Consider the following 17,083-nt stretch of genomic DNA (forward strand, 5'->3'; position numbering starts at 1 on the left):
GCCATGTCCTATCTGGATTACCAGGTCGCCCAGGTGCCAACCGGCCTGCGCAAGGTCTTCTATATCAGCTGGCCGCTGGTCCTGCTGATCACGGCGGTCTGCTGCATCGGGTTCCTGATGCTCTATTCCGTGGCGGGCGGCCGGATGGAGACCTGGGCCGAGCCCCAGATGTACCGCTTTGCGGCGGGCATGGTCCTGATGCTGGGGCTGGCCTTCGTGCCGATGTGGTTCTGGCGCGGCATATCGGTCGCGGCCTATGTGGTCTGCTTTCTGATGCTGGTCGCGGTGGACATGTTCGGGGTGATCGGCATGGGCGCGCGGCGCTGGATCGATATCGGCCCGATCCGCATCCAGCCATCCGAGCTGATGAAGATCTCGCTGGTCCTGCTGCTGGCGGCCTATTACGACTGGCTGCCCATGAACAAGGTGTCGCGGCCGGTCTGGGTGATCCTGCCGGTGCTGCTGATCCTGGCGCCGACGGCGCTGGTGCTGATCCAGCCGGACCTGGGCACGTCCATCATGCTGATCGCGGGCGGCGGGATCGTGATGTTCGCGGCGGGGGTGTCGCTGTGGTATTTCGGGATCGTGCTGGGGGCCGCGGGGGGGCTGGTCTATGCGGTCATGACCAGCCGGGGCACCGACTGGCAGCTGCTGAAGGATTACCAGTACCGCCGCATCGACACCTTCCTTGACCCCACCTCCGACCCTCTGGGCGCGGGCTACAACATCATCCAGAGCCAGATCGCCCTGGGATCGGGCGGCTGGTCGGGGCGGGGCTTCATGCAGGGCACGCAGTCGCGGCTGAACTTCCTGCCCGAAAAGCATACGGACTTCATCTTCACCGTCCTGTCCGAGGAGTTCGGCTTCATCGGCGCCTCGTCGCTGCTGGTCCTCTATCTGCTGATCCTGGGCTTCTGCGTCTATTCGGCGCTGACCAATCGCGACCGTTTCGCAAGCCTGATCACCTTGGGCATCTCGGGGACGTTCTTTCTGTATTTCGCCATCAACATGGCCACGGTGATGGGGCTGCTGCCCGCCAAGGGATCGCCCCTGCCGCTGGTCAGCTATGGGGGGACATCGCTGATGATCCTGATGCTGGGCTTTGGCCTCGTGCAATCCGCCCATGTCCACAGGCCCCGATGAGGGTCCGGTTCTCGGCCCCTGACGGTGCCTGGCGGGACTGGGCCCCCGCCCTGCGCGCGGCCCTGCCCGAGGCCGACCTGGCCCGCGACGGCGATCCGGCGGGGTTCGACGCGATCATCTATGCGCCGGGCGGCGACATTACGGATTTCACCCCCTATCGCCGCGCCCGCATCGTCCAGAGCCTCTGGGCCGGGGTCGAGCGTATCGTCGGCAACCCGACCCTGACCCAGCCCTTGGCGCGGATGGTCGATCCGGGGCTGGCGCAGGGGATGGCGGAATACTGCACCGGATGGGTGATGCGGGCGCATCTGGGCATGGACGCCTATGCCCAGGACGGCGTCTGGCGCAACGGCACCGTCCCGCCCTTGGCGCCCGAGCGGCGGGTCACCATCCTGGGGATGGGGGCCTTGGGCCGGTCGGTCGCGGCGATGCTGGGGGCGGTGGGCTTCGATCTGTGCGGGATCAGCGCGTCGGGGCGGGCGGTGTCGGGGCTGCGGGTCCATCCCGTGGGCGATCTGGACCGGCTGCTGGGGCAGGCGGGGATTCTGGTCTGCCTGCTGCCCGACACCGACGCGACGCGGGGCCTGCTGGATGCGCGGCGGCTGGCGCTGATGCCGCGGGGGGCGTGGCTGATCAATCCGGGGCGCGGCACGCTGATCGACGATGACGCCCTGCTGGAGGGGTTGGCGCAGGGGCGGCCGGGCCATGCGGTGCTGGACGTGTTTCACCGCGAGCCCTTGGCCCCCGACCACCCGTTCTGGGCCCATCCCGCCGTCACCGTCACCCCTCATGTCGCGGCCGAGACCCGTCCCGCCACCGCCGCCCCGGTCGTGGCCGAGAACCTGCGCCGGGCGATGGATGGCCGCCCGATCCTGCATCTGGTGGACCGGGCGCGGGGATATTAGGGGTCGCGGGGCGGGTCCTCGGACCGGGCCTGGGCCACCAGTTCCTTGGCGCGGGCGATGCGGTCGGCCATCTTCTTGTCGCGCCGCCGGCGATAGGCGCGGAAGACCGGCACCGTCAGGTAATGCGTCAGGATCGACACGGCCAGGCCCAGGATGCCGCCCCCCACCATGTAGGGCCAGAAGATCTGGGCGAAGAAATCCGACAGGCTGTGCCAATGCGCGGTCTCGGGGCCGAAGATCGACTGGATGTTGTGCCACAATTCGCCCGTCGCGCGCGAGAATTCGCGAAAGATGAAATGCGGCGACAGTTCCCCGCCCAGGCCCAGGATCGACCGCCCGAACCCGACCGAGATCAGCGCGATGAAGGGCAGCGTCACCGGATTGCCCACGAAGGTCGCCAGCAGCGCCGCCAGGATGTTGCCGCGGATGATCCAGGCCACCGCCGCCGCCGACAGGAAATGCAGCCCGAACAGCGGCGTGAAGGACACGAAGACCCCCGCCGCCACGCCCCGCGCGATGCGGTGCGGCTGGTCCGGCAGGCGGCGCAGGCGATAGGCGACATAGGTCCCCGCCCGCCGCCATCCGCCGCGCGGATAGATCATGTCGCTGGCGATCTGGCCATAGCTGCGCGGTTTGCGGCGTTTGAACACGGGGTCACCGATGCGGGCGAAGGGGGTGCCCCTTCAGGGTTTCAGGGCCGGGTCCCGCACGCGCGAGACCTGCGCGACATCGCTTTCCGCCTCCAGCGCGGTCAGCAGGTTGTGCAGATGTTCATGGTCGCGCAGCTCGACCTCGACCTCGATGCGGTAGAAATCGGGTTTGCGCGCGATGAATTCCAGGTTCGAGATATTCGCCCCCTGCGCTCCGATCAAGGTGCAGATCCGCCCCAGCACGCCCGCATCATGGCGGATGGTCAGGTTCAGCACGGTGGAATAGGCCGCCGGGTGGCGCCCCTCGCGCCATTGCAGATCGACCCACCGGTCGGGCGCATCCTCGAATTCGGCCAGAACGGGGCAGTCGATCGCATGGATGACCACGCCGGCGCCGCGATAGGTGATGCCCACGATCCGTTCGCCCGGCAGCGGCGCGCAGCAGGGCGCGCGCTTGAAATTCGCATCCGCCTCCAGCCCCGCGAAGGGGCGCTTGCCGTCGATCTCGTCCTGGTGGTCGGCCAGTTCGGGATAGAGGACGCCCAGCACCTCTTTGGCGGAATTCTCGGCGCTGCCGATCCGGGCCAGCAGATCCTCGGCCGAGGGCAGGCCCATCTGGCGCGCCGCGGTGCGCAGCGCCTTGTCGGTGACCTTGCGGCCGACATGTTCGAAGCTGACGCGCACCAGTTCGCGGCCCAAGCGCATGAAGCGGTCGCGATCCTCCTCGCGCAGGGACCGCCGGATGGCGGCCTTGGCGCGGCCGGTGACCACGATATCCAGCCATGTCGCCTGCGGGCGCTGGCCGGATGCGGCGATGATCTCGACCGACTGGCCGTTCTTCAGCCGCGTCCACAGCGGCACGCGGATCCCGTCGATCTTGGCGCCCACGCAGGAATTGCCCAAGCGCGTATGGATCGCATAGGCGAAATCCACGGGCGAGGCCCCGCGCGGCAGCTGCATCACGTCGCCCTTGGGGGTGAAGCAGAAGACCTGGTCCTGATACATCTCCAGCTTGACGTGTTCGAGGAACTCGTTGTGGTCCTCGGTGTCGAAGCGGTCGTTCAGGCTGGCCACCCATTCGGCGGGATCGACGGCGAAGGGATTGCGGGCGCGCACCCCGTCGCGATAGGCCCAATGCGCGGCGACGCCGGCCTCGGCGACCTCGTGCATCTGGCGGGTGCGGATCTGCACCTCGACCCGCTTGCCGTCGCGGCCCGACACGGTCGTGTGGATCGACCGGTAGCCGTTGGATTTCGGCTGGCTGATGTAATCCTTGAACCGCCCCGGCACCGCGCGCCAGCGGTGATGGATCACGCCCAAGGTGCGATAGCAGTCCATCTCGGTCCGGGTGATGATGCGAAAGCCGTAGATGTCGGACAGGCGCGAGAAGGCCAGCTGCTTTTCCTGCATCTTGCGCCAGACGCTGAAGGGCTTCTTGGCGCGGCCGAAGACGTCGGCGTCGATCTCCTCGCGTTCCAGTTCGGCGCGGATGTCGGCGGTGATCTGGCCGATGATGTCGCCGCTGTCGCGCTGCAGGCTGACGAAGCGGCGGATGATCGAGCTGCGGGCCTCGGGGTTGATGACCTTGAAGGCCAGGTCCTCCAGCTCCTCGCGCATCCATTGCATGCCCATCCGGCCCGCCAGGGGGGCATAGATGTCCATCGTCTCGCGCGCCTTCTTGACCTGCTTGTCGGGGCGCATGGAGCGGATGGTCCGCATGTTGTGCAGCCGGTCGGCCAGCTTGACCAGGATCACCCGCATGTCGCGGGACATGGCCATGAACAGCTTGCGGAAATTCTCGGCCTGCTTGGACTGGGCGCTGGACAATTCCAGATTGGTCAGCTTGGTGACCCCGTCGACCAGATCCGCGATCTCGGCCCCGAACATGGCCGAGACCTCGTCCTTGGTCGATCGCGTGTCCTCGATCGTGTCGTGCAGCAGCGCGGTGACGATGGTCGCGTCGTCCAGCCGCATCTCGGTCAGGATGGCGGCGACGGCGATGGGATGGGTGAAATAGGGTTCCCCCGAATGGCGGAACTGGCCTTCGTGCATCCGCATCCCGTATTCATAGGCGTCGCGGATCAGGGCGCAGTTGCTGCGGGGGTTGTAGTTGCGGACCAGGGCCAGCAGGTCTTCGACGTCGATCATGATGCTGCCGAAGACCCCTGCGATGCGTCCCTGATTGCCCTGTTATCAGCCGCGCTGGTTGGCTTCCAGCATCATGCGCAGCATGCGTTCCTCGGATTCCTCGTCGGCGGGCTTGGGGCGGTCCACCTCGGCGCCCAGCAGCAGGGCCATGGCGTCCTCCTCGGGCTCGTCCACCTCGATCTGGGTCTGGGTGGATTCGATCATCCGCTCGCGCAGGTCGTCGACGGGCTGGGTCTCCTCGGCGATCTCGCGCAGGGCGACCACCGGGTTCTTGTCATTGTCGCGATCGACCGTCGGCGCGCTGCCGGCCGTGATCTCGCGCGCGCGATGGGATGCGAGCATCACCAGATCGAAGCGGTTGGGAACCTTGTCGACGCAGTCTTCGACCGTTACGCGGGCCATGGGTCACCTGTGCTGTTGCGAATCGGGCATTCGGGGCGAAAACGGACTAGTGGTCAACAATCCCCCGAATGTCAAGCCAGGCTGGCCAGATCGCAAGGCCCCAGGGGGTGCATCCCGCGCATCGCATCCGGCCCGAGCGCGGCCAGCATCCGCGCCGCGCTGATCCCGGTCAGCGGGTGGGTCCAGCCCGGCGCGACCTCGGCCAGGGGGGCCAGCACGAAGGCGCGGTCCTGCAGGCGCGGATGGGGCAGGATCAGCCGGTCGGGGGTGCGGCGGGCCTGATCGGCGGGCGGCAGGTCGATCCAGGCGCGCAGGTGGTCTGCATCGGGCAGGATCAGCCGGTCCAGCGCGATCAGGTCCAGGTCCAGCACCCGCGCCGACCAGCGCCCGGTGCTGCGGTCGCGGCCATGATCGGCCTCGATCCCGTGCAGCGTCGCCATCAGTGCGGGCGCTGCCAGTTCGCTGTGCAGCAGCGCGACCGCATTGGCGTAATCGGGGCCGGAACCCGCCGGAACGGCGGGGGTCCGCCAGATCCGGCTGACCGCGGTGATTGCAATGCCGCCGGTCCTGTGCAGAATGTTCAGCGTTGTGCGCAGGGTCCGGACCGGGTCATGCTGCGACCGGGGAAGGTTGGCCCCCAACGCAACGATACCAAAAGACAGGTTAACCAAGGTTTCCTCTTAACTTACATCTGCTTGTCACGGAACGGACCCGTTCAGGTCCCTCACCCTGAGCCTCCGCCCGTGCCTTGAAGCGACGATCCATCAAAGGCAACAATAATGTTCTATAAAGACGACAGGCTGGCACTGTTCATCGACGGGGCCAATCTTTATGCCGCGGCCAAGGCTCTGGGCTTCGACATCGACTACAAGCTGCTGCGGCAGGAATTCGACCGGCGCGGCAAGCTGACCCGCGCCTATTACTACACCGCCCTGCTGGAGGGCGAGGATTATTCCCCGATCCGGCCGCTGGTCGACTGGCTGCATTACAACGGCTTTTGCGTCGTGACGAAGGCGGCGCGCGAATACACCGATGCCGCCGGCCGTCGCAAGATCAAGGGCAACATGGATATCGAGCTGACCGTCGACGCGATGGAGCTGGCGCCCCGGCTGGATCACGCGGTGCTGTTTTCCGGCGACGGCGATTTCCGCCCCCTGGTCGAGGCGCTGCAGCGCCAGGGCGTGCGCGTCTCGGTCGTGTCCACCATCCGCAGCCAGCCGCCGATGATCGCCGACGACCTGCGCCGCCAAGCGGACAACTTCATCGAGCTGGATGCGCTGCGCGACATCATCGGCCGCCCCCCGCGCGAGCCGCAGCCGGTCGAAACATGAAGGCATGATGATGGTGCGGACGGCGGGACTTGAACCCGCACTTCCATTCGGAAAACAGATTTTCGTACCACTTCGACTTTCGCCGCCGGGGCCGCAGGGCCCCGTTCGTGGTCTGGACTATCCCTTCGCCATGGCCCGAAAGCGTTAGGCGCCGCCCGTCTAGTCTCTACACCTTCCCCGGATGCCGGGGCTTGGCTCGGGATTGGCACGGGGGGCGACCCCCACAGCTTTCCCCGAATTTGAGCGGTTCTGCACCGGGGGTTTCCCGACCCGGGCACTCCAATTGTCAAAGTCTGGTGCGTCTACCGATTCCGCCACGTCCGCAATCATCATCACCTCCGCATATTGCAGGAGCCGCGCGCCGGGGCAAGCGATCAACAAAACTTAGCCCCGCGAATCAGGAACCCCGGCCGGTCCGGGCCGTTCACTGGCGACGCTCCAGCACAGGAGGACAGCATGTCCAGCATCAGCGAAAGCCGCGGCCAGGGTGGCGAGACGCATCAGACCGGCGGCGAGGCCCTGACCACCAATCACGGGGTCCCCATCTCGGACAACCAGAACAGCCTGCGCGCGGGCAGCCGCGGGCCGACCCTGCTGGAGGATTTCGTCCTCCGCGAAAAGATTTTTCATTTCGACCACGAGCGCATCCCGGAGCGGATCGTGCATGCCCGCGGATCGGGTGCGCATGGCTATTTCGAATGCACCGATCCGATCCCCGAACTGACCCGCGCGGGCGTGCTGGCCAATCCGGGCAAGACGCCGGTCTTCGTGCGGTTCTCGACCGTGGCGGGCGGCGCGGGCAGCGTGGACACGCCCCGCGACGTGCGCGGCTTCGCCGTCAAGTTCTATACCGAGGAGGGCAACTGGGACCTGGTCGGCAATAACATCCCGGTCTTCTTCATCCAGGACGCGATCAAGTTTCCCGACCTGATCCATTCGGTCAAGATGGAGTCCGACAAGGGCTATCCCCAGGCCGCCAGCGCGCATGACACCTTCTGGGATTTCGTGTCGCTGATGCCCGAATCCATGCACATGATCATGTGGGCCATGTCCGATCGCGGCATCCCCCGCAGCCTGCGCATGATCGAGGGCTTCGGCGTCCACACCTTCCGCCTGGTCAATGCCGAGGGGAAATCCACCTTCGTCAAGTTCCACTGGAAGCCGCGCCTGGGCCTGCAGTCCCAGGTCTGGAACGAGGCGGTCAAGACCGCCGGCGCCAACCAGGACTATCACCGCCAGGACCTGTGGGAGGCCATCGAGGCCGGCGATTTCCCCGAATGGGACCTGGCCATCCAGACCTTCGACGCGGAATGGGCCGAAAAGCAGCCCTATGACGTGCTGGACGCCACCAAGCTGATCCCGGAGGAGGACATCCCCGTCCGCATCGTCGGCAAGCTGGTCCTGGACCGCAACCCCGACAACTTCTTTGCCGAGACCGAGCAGGTGGCCTTCCTGCCGACCAATGTGGTGCCGGGGATCGACTTCACCGACGACCCGCTGCTGCAGGGGCGGCTGTTCAGCTATCTGGATACGCAGAAATCGCGTCTGGGGACGACGAATTTCCACCAGATCCCGGTGAACGCGCCGAAATGCCCGATGCACAACTTCCAGCGTGACGGGATGATGCAGATGGCCGTGCCCAAGGGTCGGGCCAATTACGAACCCAACAGCCTGGATCAGGCGGGCGAGGATCCCGGCCCCCGCGAAAGCGAGCAGGGCTTCGCCACGGTCAAGTCGATGACCGACCTGGGCAACCAGCCCGACCAGAAGCTGCGCGTGCGGTCCGAGAAATTCGCCGACCATTACAGCCAGGCGCGGCTGTTCTATCGCAGCCAGACCGATGTGGAACAGCGCCACATCGCCGATGCGATCACCTTCGAGCTGTCCAAGGTGGGCCTGGGTCACGTGATCCAGCGCATCCTGGGCCATCTGCGGGTGATCGACGAGGATCTGGCCGCCATGGTCGCCGAAGGCCTGGCCGAGGATCTGCCCGAGGCCGCCAAGCCCTTCCGCGAGCCCATCGACATGGCGCCTTCGGACGCGCTGTCCATCGCGAAATCGGCCAAATACACGATGAAGGGCCGCAAGGTCGGCATCCTGATCGGCCAGTCGGGCGACCAGTCCAAGGCCGATGCGTTGAAATCCGCGCTGGAGGCCGAAGGTGCCACGGTCGAGCTGATCGCCAAGGAACGCGGCCGCGCCGAGGCGCAGCTGGCCGGGTCGCCCTCGGTTCTCTATGACGCGGTGGCGCTGGTCCTGGGCGAGGAGGATGGGCGCAAGATGGCGAAATACAAGCCCGCCATCGATTTCGTGTCGGATGCCTTCGCCCATGCCAAGGCCATCGGCACGGACGGCGCCGCCCAGCCCCTGCTGGATGCCGCCGGCGTCGAGAAGGACGAGGGCGTGGTCGATCTGGACCCCGCAGGCTTCGTCAAGGCCGCCTCGCGGCGGTATTACGCGCGTGAAGAGGCGCTGTGGTAGAAACAGGAAGGCCGGGGCAAGTCCCCGGCCTTTCTCATTCCTCCATCACCAGCCGGTGGCCGGGGGGATAGAATTGCCGGGCATAGGAGACGGGCATCGCATCCAGCGTGTTGACCCGTTCGATCGCCATGACCGGCGTGCCCGGATCCACCCCCAGATTGCAGGCGCAGGACCCGCTGGCGGCCTCGGCCAGGATGGTGAAGCGCGTCTGCGACACGGGCAGCACGCGGGCCAGCCATTCCTGCGGCGGCTCGGCGGAAAAGACCGCGGTATCGGGCATCTCCATCGCGGCGGGGTTCAGCCAGATCGCCTCGCAGCAATGCGGGCGGTCATCGGCGGTGAATCGCGACTTGACCAGGATCAGGTCATGATCGGCATCCACCTGCAGCGCGCGCATCGCCTGCGGGCTGGGCTTGGAGGTCACGCATTCCGTCATCTGATAGCCATAGGCGGCGCCCAGGGTCTCGATCTCGTCGCGGATGACGGGCAGGGACAGGGTCGCGCGGCGCGATGGCGTGGCGCTGACCCGCGTGCCCACCTTGCGGCGGCGCTGGATGATGCCGCTGTCGGCCAGTTCGCGCAGCGCCCGGTTCACCGTCGCGCGGGCACAGCCCATCTGCACCGACAGGGCCTGTTCCGTCGGGATCAGCGCACCCGGAGGCCATTCGCCCGACCGGATCCGCCCCAGCACATCCGCCCGCACCGACTGCCATGTGTTCAGGCGTCGATGGGCCGGGCCGGGGCCCGCGGGCTTCATCATGCCGGCTGGAATCACGATTTCTTCTGACACCACGGCCCACCCTTCAACAATTCCCCTCGGGGACTTGATAAATGATATGGCCAAAAAAGAAAGCTGTCGAAATCGCCAAACGCCGAAAAACGCCGCCCAAAAGGCGGCGATCGGGGAATCGCGGTGACTTTCCTTCTCGATCTTTCCTGATAAATGCAGATGATGCAAGGCGGGAGGGCAGGGATGATGCGGTCGATGTCGGTGCAGGGCGGGCGGGGGCCTTCGGTCCAGCTGACCTCGTGGGGGGTGCTGACGGCGATCAGCCTGTGCCACATGGTCAATGACGTGATGCAGTCGATGCTGGCGGCGATCTATCCGCTGCTGCAGGCGGAATTCGCGCTGAGCTATGCCCAGATCGGGGTGCTGACCCTGGCCTTCCAGGTCACGGCATCGCTGTTGCAGCCGATGATCGGCATGGCCACGGACCGCCACCCCCAGCCCCGGTCGCTGCCCTTCGGGATGATCTCGACGCTCTGCGGGGTGATGCTGCTGGGGCTGGCGGAAAGCTATGGCTGGCTGCTGGCGGGGGCGATGCTGATCGGGCTGGGATCGGCGGTGTTCCATCCCGAAAGCTCGCGCGTGGCGCGGATCGCCTCGGGCGGGCGGTTCGGCACGGCGCAGTCGCTGTTCCAGCTGGGCGGCAACGGGGGTCAGGCCCTGGGGCCGCTGCTGGCGGCCTTCATCGTCGTGCCGATGGGGCGGCCCGCGGTCGCGTGGTTCGCGGTGGCCGCGGCCTTGGGGGCGGCGATCCTGTGGCAGGTCGGGACCTGGGCCGAGACGCGCCGCCGCGCCGCCGCCACAGCCCCCGACCGCAGCCTGCGCCTGCCCCGGCCGGTGGTGATCCGGGCCATCGTGGTGCTGGCCCTGCTGGTCTTCACCAAGAACATCTACACGGCCAGCATCAACAGCTATTTCACCTTCTACACGATCGACCGCTTCGGCCTGACGACCCAAGGGGCGCAGATCATGCTGTTCCTGTTTCTGTTCGGGGCCGCGGCGGGGGTGATGCTGGGGGGCGTTCTGGGCGACCGGGTGGGCCCGCTGCGGGTGATCTGGGTGTCGATCCTGGGGGTGCTGCCGCTGACCCTGGCCCTGCCGCATGTCGGGCTGGAGACGACGGCGGTCCTGGCGGTGCTGATCGGGCTGGTCCTGGCATCCGCCTTTCCCGCCATCGTCGTCTTCGCGCAGGAGCTGGTGCCGGGCCGCACCGGGATGATCGCGGGGCTGTTCTTCGGGTTCTCGTTCGGGATGGGGGGGATCGCGGCGGCCGCGCTCGGCGTTCTGGCCGATGCCCACGGGATCAGGACGGTCTTTCTGATCTGTTCGGTGCTGCCGGTGCTGGGGCTGCTGACGGTGCTGCTGCCCCGCCGGGTCATGGGCTGATCCGTGGCGCCGGTGCTGATCCATATCGGACCCGACAGCCCGGTCGATCAGGCGCTGGAGCGGCTGTTTCGCGCCAATGGCCTGGCGGTGGATTGTCACGACCGGGGGCGGCTGGCGGGGGATGTGACCTATGCCGCGGGGCTGGGGCGCGCGCCGCTGGTCTTTCGCCCCGACGCGCGGCTGGTGGCGGGGCTGTTCCGGCACAGCCCCCATTGGCGCCCCCCGTTGGAGTCGTTCCGCCATGTCGCCCATCTGGCCCGGCACCTGCCCGATGCGCGTTTCCTGCTGACCTGCCCGCCCGAGGAGGCCTGGGCGCTGTGGCGCCTCTCCACCCCGGCGCTGGCGTGCCATGCCCATCAGGGCGTGCCGCCGCAGGACCTGCCCCGGATCTGGCGCGACGCGCTGCGCGACCACATCGCCCGGGTCGAGGATCTGCTGGGCGGCGATCCCCGGCTGATCCGGATGGATACGGAGCGGACGCGCCCCGCCGATCTGGTCGCGGCCTTGGGTGCGGATTTCGGCCTGCACCACTGTCCCGATGCCCGCTGGCCCGCGCCGGACCCCGCCGCGGGGCTGGCGGCGCTGATGGACCGGGCGACCGACGCCCCCGCGGCCCCCGCCGATTGGGCCGAGGATGTGGCGCGGTTCTGCCTGCGGGGGCTGGACCCCGCCGCGCCGGGGGGCACCGAAGGTCTGTCGGGCTTTGCCTGCCACTGGGACGGGCGGCTGGCGGCGCGGGGCGCGGTGACCGATCCCAAGGGCCAGCCGCGCCAGATCGCGGTCCTGACCCCGCCCGGATCCCGCCCCCTGGCCTTGGCGCGCGAGGGGCGGCATTTCAAGCTGATCCGGGCCGAGGGCGTCATCAATGACATCCTGTCGCTGGACCGCCGCGATCCGGTCTGGATCGACATGGAGGACAGCCGCTGGTTCGGCAGCCCCGAGGGCGCGGCCCTGGACCGCCCGGTCCTGTGCCACAACCGCCGCGCGGGGGCCGTGAATGCGGTCCTGTGGCCCTTGCCCGACCAGCATGCGGTGGGCCTGCCCGGCTTCGATCCCGCATCCCCCCCCGACGACATCCCGTGGGAGGAGAAGGAGGACCGGCTGATCTGGCGCGGCATGATCTCGGGCAGCGAGATGCGCCCCGGCATCCGCCCCGGCCCCGCCAGCCATGTCTGGCTGAGCCGCCTGGCCGAGGCCGCCAGCCCCGCCGAACGCGAGGCCGCGTGGCAGGGCCTGTGCCGGACGAACCGGATGGACGTGATCCGCCGCCATGCGGGGCAGGGCGATATCGACATGGGCATCGTCATGGCCTGGGCCTTTCGCGATTTCGCCCGCGACCCGCTGATCGCGCCCTATTGCCGGCCGCGCATGGGGCCGCGCGATTTCCGGCGCTTTCGCTATCAGCTCTGCATGACGGGCTATGACCACGGGTCGAACTTCATCTCCGGGCTGGACACGAACGGCGTCCTGCTGGCCGAGGAGGATGGCTGGCAGGTCTTTTATTCCGGGCGGTTCCAGCCGTGGCGGCATTACATCCCGCTGGCCCGTCACTGCACCGACCTGCGCGAAAAGCTGGACTGGGCGCGCGCCAATCCCGGGGAATGCCGCGCGATCTCGGCCAGGGCGCGGGCCGAGGCCGCCCATCTGCGCGACCCTGAGGCGCGGCGCGCGCTGATGCGGCTGATCCTCGACGGGCTGGCCGCGGCGCGCTAGAACCGGGCCATGACCACGATCCGCATCCAGCCTTTGTCCGCCGCCGCCTTCGCCCCCTTCGGCGAGGTCCTGACCCCGCGCCCCGCGCCCGACCGCATGATCAATGCCGGGCGATGCGAACGCCATCATGCCCTGGCCACGGTCCAGACCGGCGGGGGGGATGCGATCATCTCGGTCTTTCGCAGCCTGGCGGTCAGCCTGCCCTATGACTGCGACCTGCTGGAACGGCACCCCTTGGGCAGCCAGGCCTTCATGCCCTTGGGCCATGATCCCTGGCTGTCGGTCGTGGCGCCGGATGCGGGCGGGCGGCCGGGCGCGCCCCTGGCCTTTCTGGTTCCGGGGGGGACGGGGGTGAACCTGCATGCGGGCGTCTGGCACGGGGTGCTGACCCCCTTGGACCGGCCCGCCGATTTCTGGGTGGTCGACCGCGAGGGCGCGGGCACCAACCTGGAGGAATGCCGCATCGACCCCGTGCGGATCACCGCCTGATGCCGGATCTGAGCTTCGAGACCGCCGCCCGCGCCGAGGGCGCGCGCCATGTGGCCGGCGTGGACGAGGCCGGGCGCGGCCCCTTGGCCGGTCCGGTGACCGCCGCCGCCGTGATCCTGCCCCAAGGCATCGAGGCCCCCGCCGCGCTGAACGACAGCAAGGCGCTGAGCCCGCGCAGGCGCGCCGCCTTGGCCGAATGGATCACCGCGCATTGCGACTGGTCCGTGGCCCATGCCTCGGTCGCCGAGATCGACGCGCTGAACATCCTGCGCGCCAGCCACCTGGCCATGTGCCGCGCGCTGGAGGGGTTGTCGCAGCCGCCCTGCATCGCGCTGATCGACGGCAACCTGCTGCCGCGCGACCTGGCCTGCCCGGGCCGGGCCATCGTCAAGGGCGATGCGCGCAGCCTGTCGATCGCCGCCGCCTCGATCCTGGCCAAGCAGGCGCGCGACCAGATCATGGTGGATTTGGCGCAACAGCATCCCGGATATGGCTGGGACCGCAATGCCGGATACCCCAGCAAGGCCCATAAGCAGGCCCTGCTAGATCTGGGGGTCACCCCACATCATAGGCGGTCATTCGCCCCCATCCACAACATCTTGTGTAAAGAGGGGTTTGTAAGTGACTGATTTAAAAAAGAAATTGACGCCGAATCATCTGTGACTCATCTTTAGGGGCATATCAGACCGGCCCAAGCCGGCATTTCCCGAAGGCAGAGCATGACGAAAACCAAGGATCAGCGCGCGGATTCCGCGCGGCCGTTGCCGCTGAATCAGATCCTCGGCGGCGATTGCATCGAGATCATGAACGGCCTTCCGGCGGGCAGCGTGGACCTGGTCTTCGCCGATCCGCCCTATAATTTGCAGCTGAAGGGCGACCTGCATCGCCCCGACAACAGCCGCGTGGACGCGGTGGACGATCACTGGGACCGGTTCTCCAGCTTTGCCAGCTATGACGCCTTCACCCGCGACTGGCTGGCCGCCGCGCGGCGCCTGCTGAAGCCCAACGGCGCGATCTGGGTGATCGGCAGCTATCACAACATCTTTCGCGTCGGCGCCGAGATCCAGAACCAGGGCTTCTGGATCATGAACGACGTGATCTGGCGCAAGACCAACCCGATGCCGAATTTCCGCGGCAAGCGCCTGACCAACGCGCATGAGACGCTGATCTGGGCCGCGAAATCGGAATCGTCGAAATACACCTTCAACTACGAGGCGCTGAAATCCCTGAACGAGGGGATCCAGATGCGCAGCGATTGGGTCCTGCCGATCTGCACCGGGGGCGAGCGGTTGAAGGATGCGGCGGGCGACAAGGCCCATCCGACGCAGAAACCCGAATCGCTGCTGCACCGGGTCATCATCGGCACGACCAATCCCGGCGACGTGGTGCTGGACCCGTTCTTCGGCACCGGCACGACCGGCGCCGTCGCCAAGATGCTGGGCCGCGACTATGTCGGCATCGAACGCGAGGAGGCCTATCGCGAGGTCGCCGCCCGTCGCCTGGCGCGCATCCGGCGGCTGGACCAGGACGCCATCGCCACGACCCGCGCCAAGCGGGCCGAACCGCGCATCCCCTTCGGCCAGGTGGTCGAACGCGGCATGCTGCGCCCGGGCGAGGAACTGTTTTCCATCGGCAGCCGCCACAAGGCCAAGGTCCGCGCCGATGGCAGCCTGATCGGCAATGACATCAAGGGCAGCATCCACCAGGTCGGCGCCGCGCTGGAGGGCGCGCCGTCCTGCAATGGCTGGACCTATTGGCATTTCCGGCGCGAGGGCAAGCTGATCCCGCTGGACATCCTGCGCCAGCAGATCCGCGCCGAGATGGAGGGCGACGCCCCCCGCCCGAACTGATCCGCCATTCTTTCGCCAGTTCCTCCCCGCCTGCCGGCGGGCCGGAACCACCTGACCCCGCCATGCTGCATGGCGGGGTTTCTTTTTAGGATCAGTCGCGCAGCGAGGCCAGGAAGCGACCGACGGCCTGCGCCTCCTCCATGGGGTCCATGTCGCGGGCCAGCCAGTCGTTCAGGGACGCGCCCTGACGGTCCGAGAACTGCATGTCCCAATCGTCGAAGACCCGCGCCTCCAGCGTGCCTTGGTCCAGGACGGTGAAGCCCACATGGCGGAAATCGTCGCGCAGCTCCTCCAGCAGGCGGAACAGAGGGGCGCGCGGCCCCTCCAGCCATTGGAAGAACAGACCGTTTTCGTGATGCAGGCAGCCGGTCAGGCCCAGGCTGCGGTTGCGATGCTGGGCGCGGCGCAGCAGGCGGTCGATGTCGTCATCCTCCAGACCGGGGCTGGCGACGCTGCGATACAGCACATAGCCCAGCTGGGGTTCGGGGTCGATGGCGGGCACCGGGCCGGTGCCGGGGGACAGGGATATCTGCGCGTGTCTCATGGGGGCCTCTTCTTTCCCCTTATTCTTGCACGGCATGCAGGAAATTCAACCGATCCGGGTGGGCTTATTTGCTCATGCTTAATGTCGCGTCCACCATCGGTCCGGGGGTTACAGCGCATTACGCGGCAGGGGCAGGGTGCCCGTGGCATAGGGGGTCCAGTCGGTGATCTCGGGGTAGAAGCGCTTGCGCCAGGCGCGCACCCGCGGGTTCATGCGGCGCCGCCACAAGGGCGGGATCATCGCCAGCATGGTCATCGCCGGATAGCCCAGGGGCAGCTGCGGGGCCTCGTCCTCGGCATAGGTCTGCAGCAGGGGAAAGCGCCGGTCGGGGCGGGTATGGTGGTCGGAATGGCGCTGCAGGTTGATCAGCAGCCAGTTCGTCGCGGTATGGCTGGCATTCCAGCTGTGGCGCGGGCGCACGGGCTCGTAGCGGCCATCGCCCAGATGTTTGCGCGACAGGCCGTAATGCTCGATATAGTTCGTCAGCTCCAGCTGCCAGACGGCGATGAAGGCCTGGAAGACGAACAGCCCCAGCCCGACCCAGCCCGCCACCGCGAAGGCCAGCCCCAGCATCGCCGCCTGCAGCATCGCGTATCGCCAGAAGGGGTTGCGCCGGTCCCAGGGGCTGCGGCCCGCGCGGGCCAGAAACCGCGTTTCGGCTCTCCAGGCGCTGCGCGGCCCCTCGGTCAGCACCCGCCAGAAGAAGCGGTAGAACCCCTCGTTATAGCGGGCCGAGACCACGTCCCGCGGAGTCGAGACCCAGGAATGATGCACCAGCAGATGTTCGGTGCGGAAATGGGAATAAAGGACCGAGGCCAGCAGCAGATCGCCCAGCCAGCGTTCCAGCGGGGACTTCTGATGCAGCAGTTCATGGGCATAGACGATGCCCACGCTGCCCGACATCACCCCCAGGGCAAAGAACAGCCCGAGCGATTCCCAGCCCGACAGCCGCCCCTGCGCCACCACCCACAGGCAGCCCAACAGCGCGGCGCATTGCAGCGGAAACCAGATCAGCGTCACGGCCCGGTGCCAGAACAGCGCCTCGGTCGCGGTGTCGGGGTCGGGATTGTCGCCGTTCAGCCCCAGCACCCCGTCCAGCGCGGTGGTCAGATACCAGGCATAGACCGGCACCAGCAGCCACCACGCCCCGCCGCCCCAAGCGGCCAGGGCGATCAGCGGCACCAGCGCGACGGACAGCCAGAAGGGCGCCGCAGCGGGCAGGGGGGAAGGGGCCGACTCGCTCATGGTTCGATG

Annotated in this window: 16 protein-coding genes and 1 tRNA gene; 9 read left to right on the plus strand and 8 right to left on the minus strand. The window is 67.6% G+C overall.

Features of this window, described 5'->3' with window-relative positions:
• The first annotated feature begins 3 nt into the window (after positions 1-3).
• Positions 4-1,143, plus strand: a complete 1,140-nt coding sequence (rodA, locus tag JHW48_RS02830) for a rod shape-determining protein RodA (protein WP_119886751.1) — start codon at positions 4-6, stop codon at positions 1,141-1,143.
• The gene (locus tag JHW48_RS02835) at positions 1,140-2,048 is read left to right on the plus strand and encodes a 2-hydroxyacid dehydrogenase (protein ID WP_119886750.1); all 909 of its coding nucleotides are present in this window, start codon (positions 1,140-1,142) and stop codon (positions 2,046-2,048) included. The genes rodA and JHW48_RS02835 overlap by 4 nt, the downstream gene beginning before the upstream one ends.
• Here JHW48_RS02835 and JHW48_RS02840 read toward each other — a convergent pair.
• From JHW48_RS02840 to folK, 4 genes are all read right to left on the minus strand, one after another.
• A complete protein-coding gene (locus JHW48_RS02840; RefSeq protein ID WP_119886749.1) occupies positions 2,045-2,698 on the minus strand; it encodes a DUF2062 domain-containing protein in 654 nt (217 codons plus the stop codon). The genes JHW48_RS02835 and JHW48_RS02840 overlap by 4 nt on opposite strands.
• A gap of 33 nt (positions 2,699-2,731) precedes the next feature.
• Positions 2,732-4,846 (minus strand): RelA/SpoT family protein, encoded by a 2,115-nt coding sequence (locus tag JHW48_RS02845; RefSeq protein WP_119886748.1) that lies wholly within the window; start codon positions 4,844-4,846, stop codon positions 2,732-2,734.
• 45 nt (positions 4,847-4,891) lie between these two features.
• Entirely contained in the window at positions 4,892-5,248 is a 357-nt protein-coding gene (gene rpoZ / locus JHW48_RS02850) for a DNA-directed RNA polymerase subunit omega (RefSeq protein ID WP_111299747.1), read from the minus strand.
• A 71-nt stretch (positions 5,249-5,319) separates the two neighbouring features.
• Entirely contained in the window at positions 5,320-5,889 is a 570-nt protein-coding gene (gene folK / locus JHW48_RS02855; protein ID WP_272835734.1) for a 2-amino-4-hydroxy-6-hydroxymethyldihydropteridine diphosphokinase, read from the minus strand.
• A gap of 138 nt (positions 5,890-6,027) precedes the next feature.
• Here folK and JHW48_RS02860 point away from each other — a divergent pair, with 138 nt between their 5' ends.
• On the plus strand, positions 6,028-6,579 hold the full coding sequence (locus tag JHW48_RS02860; RefSeq protein ID WP_119886746.1) for a LabA-like NYN domain-containing protein: 552 nt from the start codon (positions 6,028-6,030) through the stop codon (positions 6,577-6,579).
• 11 nt (positions 6,580-6,590) lie between these two features.
• Here the strand turns inward: JHW48_RS02860 and JHW48_RS02865 are convergent.
• Positions 6,591-6,662, minus strand: a tRNA-Leu gene (locus JHW48_RS02865).
• Positions 6,663-7,035: 373 nt separating this feature from the next.
• Here JHW48_RS02865 and JHW48_RS02870 point away from each other — a divergent pair.
• Positions 7,036-9,060, plus strand: coding sequence for a catalase (locus tag JHW48_RS02870; protein ID WP_119886745.1), 2,025 nt, complete (start codon positions 7,036-7,038; stop codon positions 9,058-9,060).
• 34 nt (positions 9,061-9,094) lie between these two features.
• Here the strand turns inward: JHW48_RS02870 and JHW48_RS02875 are convergent, their stop codons facing one another.
• Positions 9,095-9,820 carry a GntR family transcriptional regulator gene (locus JHW48_RS02875; protein ID WP_119886744.1) on the minus strand — a complete coding sequence of 242 codons (726 nt, stop codon included), beginning with the start codon at positions 9,818-9,820 and terminating at the stop codon, positions 9,095-9,097.
• Positions 9,821-10,036: 216 nt separating this feature from the next.
• Here JHW48_RS02875 and JHW48_RS02880 point away from each other — a divergent pair, with 216 nt between their 5' ends.
• From JHW48_RS02880 to JHW48_RS02900, 5 genes are all read left to right on the plus strand, one after another.
• Positions 10,037-11,233 (plus strand): MFS transporter, encoded by a 1,197-nt coding sequence (locus JHW48_RS02880; RefSeq protein WP_272835844.1) that lies wholly within the window; start codon positions 10,037-10,039, stop codon positions 11,231-11,233.
• Positions 11,234-11,236: 3 nt separating this feature from the next.
• Complete coding sequence (locus JHW48_RS02885) at positions 11,237-12,946, plus strand: glycosyl transferase family 90 (RefSeq protein WP_119887724.1); 1,710 nt, start codon at positions 11,237-11,239, stop codon at positions 12,944-12,946.
• A gap of 9 nt (positions 12,947-12,955) precedes the next feature.
• Positions 12,956-13,435 carry an ureidoglycolate lyase gene (locus JHW48_RS02890; protein WP_119887725.1) on the plus strand — a complete coding sequence of 160 codons (480 nt, stop codon included), beginning with the start codon at positions 12,956-12,958 and terminating at the stop codon, positions 13,433-13,435.
• Entirely contained in the window at positions 13,402-14,064 is a 663-nt protein-coding gene (locus JHW48_RS02895; protein ID WP_272835735.1) for a ribonuclease HII, read from the plus strand. The genes JHW48_RS02890 and JHW48_RS02895 overlap by 34 nt, the downstream gene beginning before the upstream one ends.
• A gap of 90 nt (positions 14,065-14,154) precedes the next feature.
• Entirely contained in the window at positions 14,155-15,285 is a 1,131-nt protein-coding gene (locus JHW48_RS02900) for a site-specific DNA-methyltransferase (protein ID WP_119887727.1), read from the plus strand.
• A gap of 91 nt (positions 15,286-15,376) precedes the next feature.
• Here JHW48_RS02900 and JHW48_RS02905 read toward each other — a convergent pair whose 3' ends face one another.
• Both JHW48_RS02905 and JHW48_RS02910 read right to left on the minus strand, forming a co-directional pair.
• On the minus strand, positions 15,377-15,829 hold the full coding sequence (locus tag JHW48_RS02905) for a BLUF domain-containing protein (protein ID WP_170152380.1): 453 nt from the start codon (positions 15,827-15,829) through the stop codon (positions 15,377-15,379).
• Between the two features lie 108 nt (positions 15,830-15,937).
• Complete coding sequence (locus tag JHW48_RS02910) at positions 15,938-17,074, minus strand: alkane 1-monooxygenase (protein WP_272835736.1); 1,137 nt, start codon at positions 17,072-17,074, stop codon at positions 15,938-15,940.
• Positions 17,075-17,083: the final 9 nt, after the last annotated feature.

The organism is Paracoccus aestuarii (assembly GCF_028553885.1).
GTDB classification, from domain to species: Bacteria; Pseudomonadota; Alphaproteobacteria; order Rhodobacterales; family Rhodobacteraceae; genus Paracoccus; species Paracoccus aestuarii.